Annotated in this window: 25 protein-coding genes and 1 tRNA gene; all 26 read right to left on the reverse strand. The window is 36.0% G+C overall.

Features of this window, described 5'->3' with window-relative positions; all coding sequences use genetic code 11:
- Position 1: 1 nt before the first annotated feature.
- Complete coding sequence (rpmD, locus tag QY331_11125) at positions 2-196, reverse strand: 50S ribosomal protein L30 (protein ID WKZ68505.1); 195 nt, start codon at positions 194-196, stop codon at positions 2-4.
- A gap of 16 nt (positions 197-212) precedes the next feature.
- Positions 213-719, reverse strand: a complete 507-nt coding sequence (rpsE, locus tag QY331_11130; GenBank protein WKZ68506.1) for a 30S ribosomal protein S5 — start codon at positions 717-719, stop codon at positions 213-215.
- Between the two features lie 55 nt (positions 720-774).
- Positions 775-845: transfer RNA gene (locus QY331_11135), tRNA-Gln, on the reverse strand.
- A gap of 5 nt (positions 846-850) precedes the next feature.
- A complete protein-coding gene (gene rplR, locus QY331_11140; protein ID WKZ68507.1) occupies positions 851-1216 on the reverse strand; it encodes a 50S ribosomal protein L18 in 366 nt (121 codons plus the stop codon).
- Between the two features lie 18 nt (positions 1217-1234).
- A complete protein-coding gene (gene rplF, locus QY331_11145; GenBank protein ID WKZ68508.1) occupies positions 1235-1768 on the reverse strand; it encodes a 50S ribosomal protein L6 in 534 nt (177 codons plus the stop codon).
- Between the two features lie 22 nt (positions 1769-1790).
- Positions 1791-2180: a 30S ribosomal protein S8 gene (gene rpsH, locus QY331_11150; protein WKZ68509.1), complete on the reverse strand. Its 390-nt coding sequence runs from the start codon at positions 2178-2180 to the stop codon at positions 1791-1793.
- Between the two features lie 23 nt (positions 2181-2203).
- On the reverse strand, positions 2204-2473 hold the full coding sequence (gene rpsN / locus QY331_11155; GenBank protein ID WKZ68510.1) for a 30S ribosomal protein S14: 270 nt from the start codon (positions 2471-2473) through the stop codon (positions 2204-2206).
- 18 nt (positions 2474-2491) lie between these two features.
- Entirely contained in the window at positions 2492-3046 is a 555-nt protein-coding gene (rplE, locus tag QY331_11160) for a 50S ribosomal protein L5 (protein ID WKZ71306.1), read from the reverse strand.
- A 111-nt stretch (positions 3047-3157) separates the two neighbouring features.
- A complete protein-coding gene (gene rplX / locus QY331_11165) occupies positions 3158-3484 on the reverse strand; it encodes a 50S ribosomal protein L24 (protein ID WKZ68511.1) in 327 nt (108 codons plus the stop codon).
- Between the two features lie 14 nt (positions 3485-3498).
- The gene (gene rplN, locus QY331_11170; protein ID WKZ68512.1) at positions 3499-3867 is read right to left on the reverse strand and encodes a 50S ribosomal protein L14; all 369 of its coding nucleotides are present in this window, start codon (positions 3865-3867) and stop codon (positions 3499-3501) included.
- Between the two features lie 27 nt (positions 3868-3894).
- A complete protein-coding gene (rpsQ, locus tag QY331_11175) occupies positions 3895-4146 on the reverse strand; it encodes a 30S ribosomal protein S17 (GenBank protein ID WKZ71307.1) in 252 nt (83 codons plus the stop codon).
- Positions 4147-4170: 24 nt separating this feature from the next.
- Entirely contained in the window at positions 4171-4389 is a 219-nt protein-coding gene (rpmC, locus tag QY331_11180; protein ID WKZ68513.1) for a 50S ribosomal protein L29, read from the reverse strand.
- Positions 4390-4404: 15 nt separating this feature from the next.
- The gene (gene rplP, locus QY331_11185) at positions 4405-4827 is read right to left on the reverse strand and encodes a 50S ribosomal protein L16 (protein ID WKZ68514.1); all 423 of its coding nucleotides are present in this window, start codon (positions 4825-4827) and stop codon (positions 4405-4407) included.
- A gap of 21 nt (positions 4828-4848) precedes the next feature.
- A complete protein-coding gene (gene rpsC, locus QY331_11190; protein ID WKZ68515.1) occupies positions 4849-5490 on the reverse strand; it encodes a 30S ribosomal protein S3 in 642 nt (213 codons plus the stop codon).
- 17 nt (positions 5491-5507) lie between these two features.
- Positions 5508-5852 (reverse strand): 50S ribosomal protein L22, encoded by a 345-nt coding sequence (rplV, locus tag QY331_11195; protein ID WKZ68516.1) that lies wholly within the window; start codon positions 5850-5852, stop codon positions 5508-5510.
- Between the two features lie 18 nt (positions 5853-5870).
- Positions 5871-6155 (reverse strand): 30S ribosomal protein S19, encoded by a 285-nt coding sequence (gene rpsS / locus QY331_11200; protein WKZ68517.1) that lies wholly within the window; start codon positions 6153-6155, stop codon positions 5871-5873.
- Between the two features lie 10 nt (positions 6156-6165).
- Positions 6166-6993 carry a 50S ribosomal protein L2 gene (rplB, locus tag QY331_11205; GenBank protein ID WKZ68518.1) on the reverse strand — a complete coding sequence of 276 codons (828 nt, stop codon included), beginning with the start codon at positions 6991-6993 and terminating at the stop codon, positions 6166-6168.
- A gap of 18 nt (positions 6994-7011) precedes the next feature.
- On the reverse strand, positions 7012-7308 hold the full coding sequence (rplW, locus tag QY331_11210; protein WKZ68519.1) for a 50S ribosomal protein L23: 297 nt from the start codon (positions 7306-7308) through the stop codon (positions 7012-7014).
- A gap of 15 nt (positions 7309-7323) precedes the next feature.
- The gene (gene rplD, locus QY331_11215) at positions 7324-7950 is read right to left on the reverse strand and encodes a 50S ribosomal protein L4 (GenBank protein ID WKZ68520.1); all 627 of its coding nucleotides are present in this window, start codon (positions 7948-7950) and stop codon (positions 7324-7326) included.
- A 10-nt stretch (positions 7951-7960) separates the two neighbouring features.
- The gene (rplC, locus tag QY331_11220) at positions 7961-8581 is read right to left on the reverse strand and encodes a 50S ribosomal protein L3 (GenBank protein WKZ68521.1); all 621 of its coding nucleotides are present in this window, start codon (positions 8579-8581) and stop codon (positions 7961-7963) included.
- An 11-nt stretch (positions 8582-8592) separates the two neighbouring features.
- Entirely contained in the window at positions 8593-8901 is a 309-nt protein-coding gene (rpsJ, locus tag QY331_11225; protein WKZ68522.1) for a 30S ribosomal protein S10, read from the reverse strand.
- A gap of 81 nt (positions 8902-8982) precedes the next feature.
- Positions 8983-10191 carry an elongation factor Tu gene (tuf, locus tag QY331_11230; GenBank protein WKZ68523.1) on the reverse strand — a complete coding sequence of 403 codons (1209 nt, stop codon included), beginning with the start codon at positions 10189-10191 and terminating at the stop codon, positions 8983-8985.
- A 48-nt stretch (positions 10192-10239) separates the two neighbouring features.
- Positions 10240-12339, reverse strand: coding sequence for an elongation factor G (gene fusA / locus QY331_11235; GenBank protein ID WKZ68524.1), 2100 nt, complete (start codon positions 12337-12339; stop codon positions 10240-10242).
- A 25-nt stretch (positions 12340-12364) separates the two neighbouring features.
- Positions 12365-12832 carry a 30S ribosomal protein S7 gene (gene rpsG / locus QY331_11240; protein ID WKZ68525.1) on the reverse strand — a complete coding sequence of 156 codons (468 nt, stop codon included), beginning with the start codon at positions 12830-12832 and terminating at the stop codon, positions 12365-12367.
- Between the two features lie 8 nt (positions 12833-12840).
- Positions 12841-13218, reverse strand: coding sequence for a 30S ribosomal protein S12 (gene rpsL, locus QY331_11245; protein ID WKZ68526.1), 378 nt, complete (start codon positions 13216-13218; stop codon positions 12841-12843).
- Positions 13219-13326: 108 nt separating this feature from the next.
- A complete protein-coding gene (rpoC, locus tag QY331_11250) occupies positions 13327-17577 on the reverse strand; it encodes a DNA-directed RNA polymerase subunit beta' (protein ID WKZ68527.1) in 4251 nt (1416 codons plus the stop codon).
- Between the last annotated feature and the right edge of the window lie 4 nt (positions 17578-17581).

A 17581-nucleotide genomic window follows, 5' to 3' on the forward strand; every position in this document is an offset into this window, starting at 1 on the left:
TCTATTCTTCAATTTCTTCTACACTGACTAAGTGTGATACTTTATTAATCATTCCTCTTATCTGAGGGGTATCGTTATGTACTTTAAAATAATTTGGTCTGCCAAGTCCTAAAGCCTCTATTGTAAGCTTTTGATCTTTCGGCCTATCAATCACACTTTTTGTTTGAATAACTTTTATTTTTTTCTTTTTTGCCATTACACTGCCTCAACAATTAAGCATTGAAAAGTTGTTGAATTTCCATACCACGTTTACGAGCCATACTTGCCGCATTGAGTAGGTTCAATAATCCATTTAATGTTGCTTTAACCTGGTTGTGCGGATTTGAAGAGCCTAAAGATTTAGTTAATATATCTTGAACTCCAGCTGATTCTAATACTGCACGAACTCCACCGCCAGCAATCAATCCAGTACCGGGAGAAGCAGGTTTTAATAGAACCTTACCAGCGCCAAATTTACCAAGTATTTCATGAGGAATAGTTCCTTTAACTACCGGAACACGATAGACATTCTTTTTAGCGTCATCAATTCCTTTTGAGATAGCATCGGTGACTTCGTTAGCTTTACCTAAACCAACACCAACGTGACCATTACCGTCGCCAACAACCACAATAGCATTAAAGCTGAATCTTCTACCACCTTTTACAACTTTAGCAACACGGTTGATATGAACAACTTTTTCTTTAAGATTTTCGATTCCGGATACTTTTTTGTACCTCAATTTCTAACTCCTTAGTTACAATAAATATTCTATTGGTGTATTACTTTTTTACTTGCTGCCGGGAGAGGATTCGAACCTCTACAGACGCCTCCAAAGGGCGTAGTCCTACCGTTAGACGACCCGGCAATGACCTAAATTTTTAATCCGCCTTCTCTTGCACCATCGGCAACAGCTTTAACGCGTCCATGGTATCTATAAATATTTCGATCAAAGATGGCAGATTTTATACCGTATTCAACAGCTTTTTTAGCAGCTAAAGAACCAACAATTTTGCTTTTCTCTGTTTTCGTTTTAGCTTTTTTTACTTCATCTGCAATTTCTTTAGAAATCGAAGAAACTGAAAATAATGTTTTGCCGGCATTATCATCAATAAATTGAACATAAATCTGATTTAAGCTGCGGAAAATATTCATTCTTGGTCTTTCCGCTGTTCCCCAGATTTTTTTTCGAACTCTAATTTTCTTTTTAGCTTGTTGTAATTGTGTTTTTCTTAACATAGCTTAACTAATCTCCCATTAACCAGCGGTCTTACCGGCTTTTCTGATAATTGTTTCGTCAGAGTATTTAATACCTTTTCCTTTATAAGGTTCAGGTTTTCTGAAAGATCTAATCTTTGCAGCAACCAAACCAACTAATTCTTTATCAACACCACTAATTTTTATTTGAGTTGGGGTTGTAACTTCGAGTGTAATTTCATCAGGCGGAGCAAAATATATTGGATGAGAATAACCAATATTTATAAATAAGTTTTTGCCTTTTAATTCTGCTCTGTAACCCACGCCAACTATATCAAGCGTTTTGGTATAACCATTTGTAACGCCTGTTACGATGTTTTGAATTAGTGCTCTAGTTAATCCATGCAAGGATTTACTTTCTTTTGTATCATCCGGTCTTAGAACCGATAATTCTTCACCATCAATTTTGATATTCATTTTAGGATGAACATCTAATTGCATCTCACCTAATTTACCTTTGATCTTAAGCGTTCCGTTAGTTTGATTAACTTGAACGTCTTTAATATTTATTGGTTGTTTACCTACTCTGGACACTTTACTTACCTCTTACAAAATTTTACCAAATGTGTGCTAGAACTTCACCACCCATAGCTTCTCTTCTAGCTTGTTTATCGGAAACTATACCTTTTGAAGTTGAGATGACCGCCATACCAAGTCCGTTAAGAACTCTTGGAATTTCATCTTTTCCACAATATCTCTTAAGTCCCGGTTTACTAATTTTTTCTAAGCCTGTTATCGAAGATACACCGTTAACGTACTGCAAATGAACTCTTAAAATGTTTTGTTTATTATCTTCAATTACGTTGTAGTCTTTAATGAATTTATTCTCTTTCATTAATTCTGCAATACTAATTTTAGTATTTGATGCAGGGATATCCACATAACGTTTTCTAGCTTTTACTGCATTTCTGATTCGAGTCAAAAAATCTGATATAGGATCAGTCATCGACATTTAAAATTCTCCTTCTGTTACCAACTTGATTTTTTTAAGCCCGGGATTTCACCTTTTGATGCTAATTCACGAAGCACCAATCTTGAAATACCGAATTTTCTGTAATACGAGCGAGGTCTTCCGGTCATCTGGCATCTATTTCTTAAACGAACGGGAGATGAGTTTTTTGGCAGTTCTTGCAATGCCTCGTAATCACCGTTTTCTTTTAATTCTTTACGGAGCTTTGCATACTTTTCAACAAGTTTTACTCTCTTTTCTTGTCTCGCTATTAAACTTTTTCTTGCCATGTTAGCCCTAAATTATAATTAATTTGCTTCTTTTTTTCTAAAAGGTACACCGAATGATGAAAGTAATTCAAAAGCTTCTGCATCAGTTTTAGCAGTTGTAACAAACGTGATATCCATACCTAAAACTTTTGTAATTTTATCAACATTTATTTCCGGGAAGATAATTTGCTCTTGAATTCCAAGAGTGTAATTACCGCGTCCATCAAATGATTTATCAGAAATACCTCTAAAGTCTCTTACTCTCGGTAATGCAACCGATACCAATCTATCTAAAAATTCATACATTCTTTCTTTTCGTAAAGTAACTTTTGCTCCTATTTTCATACCTTCTCTAAGTTTAAAGTTAGAGATAGATTTTTTTGCTGATCTTACAGACGCTTTTTGACCGGTGATCATTTCAAGTTCTTTTACAGCTTCATCAAGTAATTTCGAATCTTGAACCGCAGCACCAACACCCATATTAACAACAATCTTATCTAATTTAGGTACTTCCATAATATTGCTGTATTTAAATTTTTCTTTTAGCTTAGGAATAATTTCATCCTTATAAACAGCAGATAAACGAGCCGGAATTTTAACTGGAGTTACTTTAGTTTTTTCTGCCGGTGCCTGAGTTTTCTTTTCTTTTTGCTCTGTTTCTTTTTTTGTTTGCTTAGCCATTGTAATCTAAAACTCCTAGTATAATTATGACAGCATTTCGCCGCTTACTTTACTAATTCTAACCGATTTCTTTTTACCGGTTTTATCATCAATAATTATTTTCTTTCCAACTCTTGTTGCTTCACCCGATTTAGGATCAACTACCATAACGTTCGAAACGTTAATAGGTGATTCCTTTTCGATTATTCCGCCTTGAGGATTTGCCTGAGTAGGTTTTGAATGTCTTTTACGAATATTCACACCTTCAATAATAACACGGTTATCCTGTGGATAAACTTTAAGAACTTTTCCGGTTTTCCCCTTAAAGTTGCCTGAAATTACTAAAACAGTATCATCTTTATGAATTTTCATTTTTAACCTATATCTTATAAAACTTCTGGAGCAAGTGAAATTATTTTCATGAATTTTTTATCTCTGAGTTCTCGCGCAACAGGTCCAAAAATACGAGTACCCCTAGGTTCATTTTGAGCGTTCAATAGAACTGCTGCATTTTCATCAAATCTGATGTAAGAACCATCATCACGTTTTACTTCTTTTTTTGTTCTTACAATAACGGCTCTGGATACTTCACCTTTTTTTACTCCGCCGCCGGGCATCGCAGCTTTAACGGAAACTACTATTAAGTCTCCAACGCTTGCGTATCTTCTATTACTTCCGCCAAGAACTCTGATGCAACGAACTTTTTTTGCACCCGAATTATCTGCTACTGTTAAATTTGTTTCTTCTTGGATCATTTCAAATACACTCCTTAAAAGAAGCTATTATTTAGCTTTTTCCACAATTTCTACTAAACGCCATTTTTTATTTTTACTATATGGCCTGCATTCTTGAATTTTTACGGTATCACCAATTCCACATTCATTGTTTTCATCATGAAACATAATTCGCGTGGTTTTCTTAAAATATTTTCTATAAAGAGGGTGAGCCATTCTTCTTTCAATAGCTACTATTCCGCTTCTTTCCATACTATTGGAAACTACTTGCCCAATTTTTGTTTTTCTTCTTCCTCTTATCTGTTCCATTAACTTCTAGAACTCCTATTTATTTTCTTTAGCAGTTTTTTGTTCTTCTAATTCTCTTTCACGAAGAACAGTTTTCATTTTTGCGATATCACGACGAACTTCTTTCAACTTACCAGTATTGGTTAACTGTTTTAATTCATGTTGAAAACGCATATCAACCATGTTCTTTTCTTCATCAGCGATTCTTTTTAAGATTTCATCGGTTTTCATTTCTCTTATTTCGTAAATCTTCATTGCTTTGTCCTAAAATTATTTTGATTCGTAATCTGGTCTAGTAACTGATTTTGTTTTAATAGGCAATTTGTGAGAAGCTAATTTAAGAGCGTCCATTGCAACTTCTCTTGAAACCCCCGAAACCTCAAACATAATTCTACCGGGTTTAACAACTGCAACCCAAAATTCCGGAGCTCCTTTACCTTTACCCATTCTAGTTTCGAGCGGTTTCTTTGTAACCGGTTTATCCGGGAAAATTCTGATCCAAACTTTACCATCTCTTTTCATTTTACGTGAAAGAGCAACACGACATGCTTCGATTTGTCTACTTGTAATCCAACCAGCTTCCATAGCCTTTAGACCAAAATCACCAAAACCTACTTTACTTCCTCTATAAGCTTTTCCGCGTCTTCTACCACGATGCGCTTTTCTATATTTTACTCTTTTGGGCATTAACATGAGAAAAAACTCCTATTCACTTTAATCGGATAAACGTTTTCCTAAAATCTCTCCACGGCAGATCCAAACTTTTATACCTATTGCACCGTAGATTGTAAATGATGTTGATGTTGCATAATCTATATCAGCTCTTAATGTATGAAGAGGAATTCTTCCTTCTTTATACTGTTCGGTACGGGCCATTTCAGCACCTCCGAGACGACCAGAGCACATAATTTTAATTCCTTCAGCTCCCATTCTCATCGCCGATGTTATTGCTGATTTCATCGCACGTCTAAATGATATACGACCTTGCAATTGTTGAGCAATGTTATCTGCAACAAGTTGTGCGTCTAACTCAGGTCTTTTAATTTCAGTTATCTGTACTTTAACTTCTTTATCAGTTACCTTTTTCAATTCTTCTTCGAGTTGGGCAATTTCTTTTCCGCTTTTACCAATAACAACACCAGGACGTGACGTGTGAATTGTTAGAATAACATTTTTTGATGTACGATCAATTACTATTCTCGCAATTCCTGCTTTCTTCAGCCTATTCTTAATATAGTTTCTGAGCTTTCGATCTTCTTCCAACTTAGCAGCATAACTGCCGTTTTCATACCAGTTGGATTCCCATCCTCGAATAACACCAACTCTAAAACCTACTGGATTAACTTTCTGACCCAAAAAATCCTCCTGAGTTTTTAACTTTTTGTTCCAACAACCACTGTTAGGTGGTTTGATCTCTTTCTTACTCTATATGCTCTGCCCATTGGTGCAGGTAGCATTCTTTTTAATGTAGGACCTTGATTTACAAAAGCTTCTTTTACAACTAATTTTGCAATATCAACTTTTTCGTCTTCGGTCTTATTGTATAAGTTCGCCACAGCACTTCTCAGAACTTTTTCTGCATCTTTTGAAGCATGCTTTGTATTGAAATGCAAAATTTCAATAGCTTGTTCAACAGATTTACCTCTAATAAGATCAACAACTAATCTCATTTTACGAGGAGATGAACTTATATAACGATGTGTTGCTTTAGCTTCCATTAAATGTCCTCAATCACTTTACTTTACTTTTGCCTTTTCAGCTTTAGTTCCGGGATGCCCTCTAAAAATTCTAGTAGGGGCAAATTCACCAAGTTTATGACCAACCATGTTTTCCGAAATATAAACCGGAATCATTTTATTGCCATTGTGAACTGCAATTGTGTGACCAACAAACTCGGGTGAGATTGTACTTGTTCTCGACCAAGTTTTGACGATCTTTTTTTGATTCTTCTCATTAAGTTGTTGAACTTTTTTGAGAAGTTTTACGCTTATAAACGGTCCTTTTTTAACTGATCTTGGCATATGTTAAACTCTAGCTTTTTCTTCTTTTAACGATGTATTTATTAGATGGATTTTTTCTTTTTCTAGTTTTCAATCCTTTAGCTTTTTGACCCCATGGAGAAACCGGATGTCCGCCACCCGAAGTTCTGCCTTCACCACCACCCATCGGGTGATCGACTGGGTTCATAACAACACCACGTACTTTAGGTCTTCTACCAAGCCAACGTGAGCGGCCTGCTTTACCTAAACTAATATTTTCATGAACTGAATTTCCAACAGAACCAATGGTAGCCATACATTCCAGACTAACCATTCTTACTTCGCCTGAAGGTAATTTAATCTGACCATATTTACCTTCTTTAGCATTTAATGAAATTTCTGTACCAGCAGAGCGACCAATTTGTGCGCCTTTGCCCGGTTTCAATTCAATATTATGGACAATTGTACCAACTGGAATATCTTTTAACTTAAGTGCATTGCCTGTTTTAATATCAGCTTTGGCACCTGATATAATTGTATCACCAACATTTAATCCGTTCGGAGCAATTATATATCTCTTTTCGCCATCAGCATAATTCAATAATGCAATTCTAGCTGATCTATTCGGATCATATTCAATTGAGAAAACTTTTGCTGGTATATCCTGTTTGTCTCTTTTAAAATCAATAATTCTGTAACGTCTCTTATGTCCGCCACCAATATGACGCGAAGTGATTCTACCTTTGTTGTTTCTACCACCGGATTTTTTGAGAGCAGTAGTCAAAGACTTTTCTGGAGTATCTTTCGTGACTGCATCAAAAGCAGAGAAAGACATGAATCTTGTTCCGGGTGTATTTGGTTTTAATTTTCTAATAGCCATTTACTAAACTCCAATTCCTTATGCTTCACCGAATAGATCAATTTTTTGACCTTCTTTCAACTGTACAATTGCTTTTTTGAAACGAGGGGTTTTACCACTGAATCTACCTTTTTTGGTAAACTGTGTCTTGGTTTTACCTTTGTATTTCATTGTGTTAACCTCAACAACGTCAACATCGAACTTTACTTTGAGAGCTTTTGCGATCTCAATTTTGTTAGCATTGTAGTCAACTATAAAACCGTATTTCGATTGTTCTTTCTCTGAAATCTCGGTCATCTTTTCAGTTATTAAAGGTCTTATTAAAACATTTCGCATTTCTAAACCAACTAATTAGTTTAATGAATTCTGAATTTCTTCTACAGCACTCTTTTGTAACAATACTAATTGATTATTAACCAAATCATAAGTTGATGCATTAGATGCTTGTAGTATATTTAATTTTGGAACGTTTCTTCCTGATAAATAAACTTTTTCCCGAGATCCTGCTGTAAGTAATAAAGTTTTTTTACCATTAACATTTAACGAACTTAAAATGTTTACCAACTCTTTTGTTTTAGGTGAATCAAAATCAAAATCCTCAACTACCATTATTTGTTCAGCCTTGGCTTTGTATGAAAGAGCGGATTTTCTGGCTAATTGTAGAACTTTTTTATTCAATTTTTGCCTGTAGTTACGTGGTCTCGGTCCAAAAATTGTTCCTCCACCGACCCATAAAGGAGATCTAGATGTGCCGGCTCTTGCTCCGCCTCTTCCTTTTTGTTTCCATGGCTTTTTACCACCGCCTCTAACTTCAGCTCTTTCTTTAGCTTTATGAGTACCTTGGCGTTGATTTGCAAGATAAGTTTTAACAGCTAAATAAATTACATGATCATTCGGCTCAATTCCGAAGATATCATCTGATAGTTCAACCTTGCTGCTTGATTTTGTACCATCTATTTTATAGACATCAACTTTCATTTCTTTACCACTACTTATTAATTTCAACAAGTGAATTAATTGAACCTGGAACTGCTCCCTTTACAAGAATTACATTCTTTTCGGGGATTACTTTTATAACTCTAAGATTAGATACTGTAACTTTTTCATAACCTGTTCTTCCGGCCATTCTAGTACCTTTAAAGACTCTAGAGGGATCAGAACTTGAACCAATTGAACCGGGAGCTCTAAGTCGATCGCTTTGACCGTGAGTTGTACCACCAACACCACCGAATCCATGTCGTCTCATCACACCCTGAAATCCTTTACCTTTACTTAAACCGGAAACTTTAACTTTATCACCTTCTTGAAAGATTTCAACGTTAATCGAATCTCCAACATTAAACTCGCCATCCTTAAAATTCTTGAATTCTCTTAATAAGCGAGGAGATTTTAATCCCAATTTATTATAAACTGCAAGTTGTGGTTTAGCGGTTCTTTTCTCTTTCTTTTCACCAAATCCCAGTTGAAGAGCTTTGTAACCATCTTTCTCGGATGATTTAACAGCATAAACCGGGCAAGGACCGGCTTCAATAACAGTTACCGGGACGGATTTTCCATCCGGTAAAAATACTGAAGTCATTCCAAGTTTTTTTCCTAACAATCCTGGCATTTTAGCAATCCTTATAACTTAATCTCAATATCAACACCCGCCGGAATATCTAATTTACTAAGCGAATCGACGGTTTTGTTGTTAGAGTTATGAATATCAATTATTCTTTTGTGCGCTCTAATTTCAAATTGTTCACGAGATTTTTTATCTACGTGTGGAGATCTCAATACCGTAAAAACTGTTCTTCGGGTAGGAAGAGGAATTGGTCCTGAAACAACAGCACCCGTACTTTTAACAGTCTTAATGATCTTCTCGGTAGACTTATCTATCAAAATATGATCATAAGATTTTAATTTTATTCTGATCTTTTGACCTGGCACTTTCAATCTCTCCTTATTATTCACACAGAGAGAAGGTGGCAAAACCTTCTCTCAATAAATTTAATTTCTACAAACTATATATTATTGAATTATTTTAGTAACAACGCCGGAACCAACCGTTCTACCACCTTCACGTATAGCGAAGCGGAGACCTTCTTCCATTGCGATTTCAGAAATAAGCGTAACTTTTAATTTTACGTTATCGCCAGGCATAACCATTTCGGTTCCTTCAGGTAATTCAGCAACGCCTGTTACGTCAGTTGTTCTAAAATAGAACTGAGGTCTATATCCTTGGAAAAATGGCGTATGACGTCCACCTTCTTCTTTTGACAGGATATAAACTTCGCCTTCAAATATTGTATGAGGTGTAATTGATCCAGTTTTCGCTAAGACCATACCTCTTTCAATTTCTTTTTTATCGATACCGCGCATTAAGATACCTGCGTTATCACCAGCCATAGCAGCATCAAGTTCTTTTCTGAACATTTCAATACCTGTTACAACTGTTTTCTTGTGCATTCCTAGACCAATCAATTCAACTTCTTCTTGAATCTTTACTTGTCCTCTTTCAACTCTACCGGTGGCTACTGTACCACGACCAGTAATAGAGAAAACGTCTTCCACTGGCATCAAGAATGGTTTATCAGCGTCACGCTGCGGAATCGGAACATAACTATCTACAGCATCCATTAAATCCCAAATACATTTCAATCTCTCATCAGTATCAGGAGTACCATCATCAGTTGCAGCTTCCAAAGCCCTTAGTGCACTACCTTGAATAATCGGAATTTCATCACCCGGGAATTCATATTCTGTTAACAAATCTCTCAATTCAACTTCAACTAATTCTAATAATTCAGGATCATCTACTAAGTCAACTTTATTCATAAATACAACAATTTTAGGAACACCAACCTGACGAGCAAGTAGAATGTGTTCTCTAGTTTGCGGCATAGGACCGTCAGTTGCAGCAACTACAAGAATCGCACCGTCCATCTGAGCAGCACCGGTGATCATGTTCTTAACGTAGTCAGCGTGACCAGGACAGTCAACGTGAGCATAGTGTCTATTAGCTGTTGAATATTCAACGTGAGCAGTAGCAATAGTGATACCACGTTCTTTTTCTTCAGGAGCATTGTCAATACTATCGAATGTTCTTTTTTCGGATAATCCACGTTTTGACAAAGCCATTGTGATAGCAGCAGTAAGTGTTGTCTTACCGTGGTCAACGTGACCAATAGTACCTATGTTTACGTGAGGTTTACTCCTATCAAATTTTTCTTTTGCCATCGAATTCTCCTTGTTATTTTACTTTTTATTAATGATTTCCAAATTTGTTTAAACTGACTCAGTTTTCTTTGAACCTGTTTTTTCTGAAATTTCATCTGCTATTGATTTTGGAACTTCAGAGTAATGTGAAAATTGCATTGTGTATATTGCTCTACCTTGTGTCATCGATCTTAAAGTAGTTGCATACCCAAACATTTCAGCTAAAGGTACTAATCCCCTAATTACTTGAGCATCCTTTCTAGATGAGAAACCTTCAATTTTTCCTCTTCTACTATTTAAATCACCCATAACATCACCCAAATATTCCTCTGGGGTTGTAACTTCAACTTTCATCATTGGTTCTAACAAAACAGGACCGGCTTTTCTAGCCGCTTCCTTAAATGCCATTGAGCCAGCCACTTTAAATGACATTTCATCCGAATCGACATCGTGATATGAACCATCGTACAACTTAACTTTGATGTCTACAACCGGAAATCCGGCAATAACACCATTTCTCATCGCTTCAATTATACCATTCGATACCGGTTGGATATATTCTTTCGGCACAACACCACCAACTATCGCATTTTCAAATTCATAACCTTTACCAGGTTCGTTCGGACCAACTTCAACCCAAACGTGACCGTATTTACCTCTACCACCACTTTGTTTAACAAACTTACCTTCTTGTTGCACGGTTTTTCTAATAGTTTCCCTGTAAGCAACTTGAGGTTTACCAACGTTTGCTTCTACTTTGAATTCTCTCTTCATTCTATCGACGAGAATTTCTAAATGAAGCTCACCCATACCGCTTATTAAAGTTTGACCTGTTTCATCATCAACTTTAACTTTGAATGTTGGATCTTCATCCGATAATTTGGACAATGCGTCTGATAACTTATCTTGATCAGCTTTAGTTTTAGGTTCGATGGCAATTTGAATAACCGGTTCAGGAAAAACCATTTTTTCTAGAACTATTTGATCTTTTTCGTCGCACAGAGTATCGCCAGTCTTAGTATATTTTAGACCAACTAAAGCTGCAATATCTCCAGCTCTTAAATATTCTCTATCTGTTCTTGAGTTAGCATGCATTTCTAAAATTCTGCCAACTCTTTCTTTCTTATCCGAAACTGAATTATGAACATAAGATCCAGCTTCCAATCTACCGCTATAAACTCTAATAAAAGTAACTTTTCCAACATATGGATCAGTCATAATTTTGAAAGCTAAGGCAGCAAATTTTGCTTTTTCATCAGGTGATACAATAACCTGATCATTTTTATCAACATGATGCGCGTGAATTTCACCAATGTCTATTGGTGAAGGCAAGAACTCGACTACTGCATCAAGTAATTTTTGAACACCTTTGTTCTTAAAAGAAGAACCGCACAGAACTGGAACGATTTTATTTTGAATCGTTGCTTTTCGAAGCACCGTTCTTACTTCATCAACTGAAATTTCTTCGCCTTCTAAATACTTTTCAAGAAGTGTATCATCAACTTCAGAAACTGCCTCAAGCATTAATGTTCGATATTTATTAGCAAGAGCTTTTAGGTCCTGTGGAATTTCTACATCTTCAAATGTAGAACCAAAATTTTCTTCGTGATACATTCTTGCTTTCATCGAAATCAAATCTATCACACCTGCAAACAAATCACCTTCACCAATGGGTAAAGTAATAGGCACCGCATTTGCTTTTAGACGATCTTTCATCATATCGACAGCGTGATAGAAATCTGCGCCTATTCTATCCATTTTATTTACAAAAGCAATCCTTGGAACACCATATTTATCAGCTTGTCTCCATACAGTTTCAGACTGAGGTTCAACACCACCGACAGCACAAAATAAAGCAACCGCACCATCCAAAACTCTTAATGAGCGTTCAACTTCAACCGTAAAATCAACGTGACCGGGAGTATCAATAATATTTATTTGATGATCAGCCCAATGACAAGAAGTAGCTGCACTAGTAATCGTAATACCACGCTCTTTTTCTTGTTCCATCCAATCCATAGTAGCAGCGCCATCATGAACTTCACCCATTCTGTGAAGTCTACCGGTATAGAATAAAATTCTTTCAGTGGTTGTAGTCTTACCGGCATCGATATGCGCCATGATACCGATGTTTCTTAATTTTGTTATATCTACTCTTTTCTCTGCCATTTAAAACTTAATTACCTTTCTACGATTACCACTTAAAGTGAGCGAATGCTTTATTCGCCTCTGCCATTCTGTGTGTATCTTCTTTTTTCTTAACTGCTGAACCTTCACCTTGAGATGCTGCAATTAGTTCCGCAGCTAACTTTAAGGCCATTGATTTATCTTTTCTATCTCTTGAGTAATTTCTAATCCATCTCATTGCGAGCGAAGTTCTTCTTTGAGGTCTAACTTCCATAGGTACTTGATAGGTTGCACCACCAACTCTACGGCTTCTTACTTCTACCATTGGGGCAACATTTTGAATTGCCTTTTGAAAAACTTCTAACGCTGGTTTTTTAGTTTTTTGTTCAATGATCTCAAAACTATCGTAGATCATATTTCTAGTTACAGATTTTTTACCGTCCAACATCATGTAATTAATAAACTTTGAAACCAAAACGTCATTAAATTTTGGATCAGGTTTTACAAATCTTTTTTCTGCTCTTCTTTTTCTCATAGTTCAACTTATTTTGCTTTAGGTTTTTTTGTGCCGTACTTAGAACGACCTTGTTTTCTTTCTTCCACACCACTGGTATCTAACGTACCACGTAAAATATGATAACGAACACCAGGTAAATCTTTTACTCTTCCGCCTCTAATCAAAACGATTGAGTGTTCTTGAAGATTATGACCTTCACCCGGAATGTAAGCTGTAACTTCAATTTGGTTTGTTAATCTAACTCTGGCAACTTTACGTAAAGCCGAATTAGGTTTTTTGGGAGTAGTAGTATAAACTCTGGTGCAAACACCTCTTTTTTGCGGACAATTCTGCAAAGCTGGTGCTTTACTTTTCACCTTAATTTCTTTTCTTCCCTTCCTAATCAACTGACTTATTGTCGGCACTTATTTTCCTCCAAAATTTTAAATCGTTTCCCATAGAAAACAGACTCAAAATTTACCATTATTTTATTTTATTGTCAATATTGTCCAATTAAATTTAAGATTGAAAATCTATGATTTCTGCTTAGATTCCTCAACTTTTTCCATAGCTTCTTCTGCAACTGCTATTTCTGGCTCATCACCCACTACAAGAATCTTTTTATACTTCTTCAAGCCGGTTCCAGCCGGAATAAGATGGCCCATAACAACATTTTCTTTTAAACCAATTAGTGTATCTTCTTTTGCTGCTGTTGCTGCATTGGTTAATACTTTTGTTGTCTCTTGGAAAGATGCCGCTGATATCCAACTCTCGGTTGATAACGCTGCTTGCGTGATACCAAGAAGGATATTATCAAATGTTGCAGGATCAGCATCTCTTACTTCAAGGAGATTCTTATCTTTCTTTTTAAGATCAGCATTAATTTCACGGGCTTTGGACTTAGTTATTAATTGACCCAATTTTAATTTGGAATCACCCGGATCAACTGTATAAACCAGGTTCTTAATTTCTTCGTTTTCTTCACCAAACTTGACTCTATCGACTAAATCTTCATCGATGAATTTCGTATCGCCCGAAGAAATAACTCGTAATTTTTGAAGCATTTGTTTAACTATTACTTCAATATGTTTATCATTTATCTTAACACCCTGTAATCTGTAAACATCTTGAATTTCGTTTACAAGGTATTCCTGAACTGCGTTTGTTCCTTTAATTTTCAAAATATCATGTGGGTCTATTGGTCCATCGGTAATTTTTTCACCGGCAGGTATTTCGTCACCTTCTTGAACGAGAATATGTTTTCCGTAAGGAACGTTATAAACTTTTTGAATAGATCCGTCAAGTGATTCAATTATGATTTCTCTTGAACCTTTTTTTCTGACTCCAAATTTAACTACACCTTCAATTTCAGAGACAACTGCTGGTTCGTGGGGACTTCTAGCTTCAAATAATTCGGTTACTCTAGGCAAACCGCCTGTAATATCTCGAGTTTTTGAGGCAGATTTTGAAATCTTTGCCAAGATTGTGCCTGCTTGAACTTTCTCACCTTCATCAACTGAGAGATAGGCTTTTGTTGGTAAGTTAAATACTTTTTGCTCACCATCTTCGGTAGTAATTACAATACTTGGTGTAAGTGTTTTATCTTTCGATTCAATTACAACTTTTTGAACGTGACCGGTTTGTTCATCGGCTACTTGTTGAATTGTTGAGTTATCAATTAAATCAACAAAACTAACTGTACCTGCTGAATCTGTTAAGATTAAGGAGTTGTATGGATCGTGATTATAAAGAGGCTGACCTTTTTTTATTTTTGCGCCATCTTCCACCATTAATTCAGCACCATAAGGAATATCAAATTTCTTTATTTGTCTAAGATCTTCATCGAAAATACCAATTGAACCTCGACGACCTATCACAACTTTTACTTTACCGAAGAAATCTGTTTTTTCTGCAAAGTTGACTCTATCGAATTTTACTACACCGTCAACTGTAGCTTCAACTTGTGATTGTGAAGCAATACGAGATGAAGTTCCACCTAAGTGGAATGTTCTAAGAGTCAACTGTGTACCGGGTTCGCCGATTGATTGAGCAGCAATTATTCCAACCGCTTCACCAATTTCAACCAAATGACCGGTTGTTAAGTTACGTCCATAACATTTAGCACAAACACCGCGTTTTGATTCACAAGTAAGTACTGTCCTAATATAAACCGAGTCAATGTTCGCTTCGTCAATAAGTTCGGCTTTTTCTTCTTCTATAACTTCGCCTGCTTCGACAATTAAGTCATCTGTTCTTGGATCATAAATGTCTTCTTGAGCAACACGACCAGTAATTCTTTCAGCCAATGGTTCTCTTTCAAGTTCAACATCTTTAAGTGCAGAAATGTAAACACCTCTAATCGTACCGCAATCAATTTCTGATACGATGACATCTTGAGCAACGTCGCATAACCTTCTAGTTAAATATCCCGCATCTGCTGTTTTTAATGCCGTATCTGCAAGACCTTTACGAGCACCGTGTGTGGAAATGAAGTATTCTAGTACTGATAAACCTTCTTTAAAGTTAGCAACAATCGGGTTTTCAATAATTTCACCTGATTGACCTGTTAAACTTTTTTGTGGTTTCATCATTAGACCACGCATACCAGCTAACTGTCTAACCTGTTCTTGTGAACCTCTCGCACCGGAATCAACCATCATGTGTACTGAGTTGAATCCACCTTGATCAGTTTTAATTTTATCCATCAAAGACTTTGCAACGTTATTCGTTGTGTGTGTCCAAACGTCTATGATCTTGTTATATCTTTCGGCATCAGTAATCAAACCTTGTTCGTGTTCATTTAAAATCTGACTTACTTTTTCATTCGAATCTTTAATAAGTTTTTCTTTTTCTTCAGGGATGATCATATCACTATAGCTAATTGAAATTCCAGCTGCGGTTGAATATCTATAACCTAAATCCTTTAGATCATCCAAGAACTTTGCAGTTTTTTCATTGCCGAGTTTTATAAACATCTTGTAAATGAATCCGCTGAAGATTTTCTTAACAAGTAATTCATTAAAGAAACCCATTCCTTCCGGAACGATTTGATTAAATATTACTCGGCCAACAGTTGTTTCAATAAATTGTCCTTCAACTCTAACCTTAATTTTTGCATGAAGTTCAACAACTTTAGAGTTATATGCAATCATAACTTCTTCAAAATTGCTAAACACCATTCCTTCACCTTGACCACCGGTTTTAGTTTTAGTTAAATAATAGCAACCTAAAACTATATCTTGCGTAGGAACAACAATAGGAGCACCGTTTTGTGGAGAAAGAATATTGTGACTTGAAAGCATTAATAGTCCTGCTTCAAGTTGGGCTTCATAAGAAAGCGGAACGTGAACAGCCATCTGATCACCGTCAAAATCCGCATTGAATGCTGTACAAACCATTGGATGAAGCTGAATTGCTTTCCCATCAATAAGTATCGGCTGGAATGCCTGTATACCCAAGCGGTGCAATGTTGGTGCACGGTTAAGCATGACCGGATGACCATCAATTAATTTTTCAAGAATATCCCAAATAACCGGATCTTTTCTATCGACTGCTTTTCGTGAACTCTTAACGGTTTTGAAATGACCTCTTTCAATCAACTTGCGAATGATAAATGGTTTGAATAATTCAACCGCCATATCTTTCGGAAGACCGCATTGATGTAGTTTTAATTCTGGTCCGACAACAATTACAGAACGGCCGGAATAATCAACACGTTTACCCAAAAGGTTTTGACGGAAGCGGCCTTGCTTACCTTTAAGCATATCGCTTAATGATTTCAAAGGTCTGTTTCCATCACTTCTGACCGCGCTTGTTCTTCTAGAGTTATCAAACAATGCATCAACTGATTCTTGAAGCATTCTCTTCTCATTTCGAAGAATGACTTCAGGAGCTTTAATATCTATTAATCTTTTTAATCTATTGTTACGAATAATTACTCTTCTATAAAGATCATTTAAGTCAGAAGTGGCAAAACGCCCACCTTCAAGAGGAACAAGCGGTCTAAGTTCAGGAGGAATAACCGGAACTACACTTTGCACCATCCATTCAGGTCTATTAGGAACTTTACCTTCTCTTTCTCTAAAAGCTTCTAATACTCGTAATCTTTTTAAAAGATCATTTCTTTTTTGCTGTGAAGTCTCTTCTTTCAATTGCGCTTTCAATTCGAGGAATGTTGTTTCGATGTCTGTAGATTTCAAGAGAACTTTTACAGCATCTCCGCCAATTTTAGCAATGAATTTTTTGGGATCGTTATCTTCCAATGAATCATTATCATGAGGTAATGATGATAATATTTCGAAATATTGGTCTTCAGAAATTAGATCAAGATGATTTAACCCGGTTGGACCAGGATTGATAACAACATAAGATTCATAATAAATTATCTTTTCAAGTTCTTTAGTTGTCAATCCAATAATATTACCAATTTTTGATGGAAGTGCTTTAAAAAACCAGATGTGAACAACAGGAACTGCAAGAGCAATATGTCCCATTCTTTCACGTCTAACAGCTTTTAGAGTTACTTCAACACCGCATCTATCGCACACAATTCCTTTATAACGAATACCTTTATATTTACCGCAAGCACATTCCCAATCTTTTACCGGACCAAAAATCTTTTCACAGAACAAACCATCCTTTTCTGGACGAAAAGAACGATAATTTATAGTTTCCGGTTTTGTCACTTCACCATGTGACCTTGACAAAATATCATCAGGACTAGCTAAACTAATTGTCAATTGTTCTATGTGCTTAATTTTATTTTCTTGAGCTTTAAATCTCATGAGA

This window comes from Melioribacteraceae bacterium (genome assembly GCA_030584085.1).
GTDB lineage: Bacteria > Bacteroidota > Ignavibacteria > Ignavibacteriales > Melioribacteraceae > SURF-28.

Excerpts from the sequence above, each read along its gene's own strand:
- rpmD (WKZ68505.1), bottom strand. The coding sequence starts at position 196 with ATGGCAAAAAAGAAAAAAATAAAAGTTATTCAAACAAAAAGTGTGATT.
- rplR (WKZ68507.1), bottom strand. The coding sequence starts at position 1,216 with ATGTTAAGAAAAACACAATTACAACAAGCTAAAAAGAAAATTAGAGTT.
- rpsH (WKZ68509.1), bottom strand. The coding sequence starts at position 2,180 with ATGACTGATCCTATATCAGATTTTTTGACTCGAATCAGAAATGCAGTA.
- rpsN (WKZ68510.1), bottom strand. The coding sequence starts at position 2,473 with ATGGCAAGAAAAAGTTTAATAGCGAGACAAGAAAAGAGAGTAAAACTT.
- rplX (WKZ68511.1), bottom strand. The coding sequence starts at position 3,484 with ATGAAAATTCATAAAGATGATACTGTTTTAGTAATTTCAGGCAACTTT.
- rplN (WKZ68512.1), bottom strand. The coding sequence starts at position 3,867 with ATGATCCAAGAAGAAACAAATTTAACAGTAGCAGATAATTCGGGTGCA.
- rpmC (WKZ68513.1), bottom strand. The coding sequence starts at position 4,389 with ATGAAGATTTACGAAATAAGAGAAATGAAAACCGATGAAATCTTAAAA.
- rplP (WKZ68514.1), bottom strand. The coding sequence starts at position 4,827 with ATGTTAATGCCCAAAAGAGTAAAATATAGAAAAGCGCATCGTGGTAGA.
- rplV (WKZ68516.1), bottom strand. The coding sequence starts at position 5,852 with ATGGAAGCTAAAGCAACACATCGTTATATAAGTTCATCTCCTCGTAAA.
- rpsS (WKZ68517.1), bottom strand. The coding sequence starts at position 6,155 with ATGCCAAGATCAGTTAAAAAAGGACCGTTTATAAGCGTAAAACTTCTC.
- rplB (WKZ68518.1), bottom strand. The coding sequence starts at position 6,993 with ATGGCTATTAGAAAATTAAAACCAAATACACCCGGAACAAGATTCATG.
- rplW (WKZ68519.1), bottom strand. The coding sequence starts at position 7,308 with ATGCGAAATGTTTTAATAAGACCTTTAATAACTGAAAAGATGACCGAG.
- rplD (WKZ68520.1), bottom strand. The coding sequence starts at position 7,950 with ATGAAAGTTGATGTCTATAAAATAGATGGTACAAAATCAAGCAGCAAG.
- rplC (WKZ68521.1), bottom strand. The coding sequence starts at position 8,581 with ATGCCAGGATTGTTAGGAAAAAAACTTGGAATGACTTCAGTATTTTTA.
- tuf (WKZ68523.1), bottom strand. The coding sequence starts at position 10,191 with ATGGCAAAAGAAAAATTTGATAGGAGTAAACCTCACGTAAACATAGGT.
- fusA (WKZ68524.1), bottom strand. The coding sequence starts at position 12,339 with ATGGCAGAGAAAAGAGTAGATATAACAAAATTAAGAAACATCGGTATC.
- rpsG (WKZ68525.1), bottom strand. The coding sequence starts at position 12,832 with ATGAGAAAAAGAAGAGCAGAAAAAAGATTTGTAAAACCTGATCCAAAA.
- rpoC (WKZ68527.1), bottom strand. The coding sequence starts at position 17,577 with ATGAGATTTAAAGCTCAAGAAAATAAAATTAAGCACATAGAACAATTG.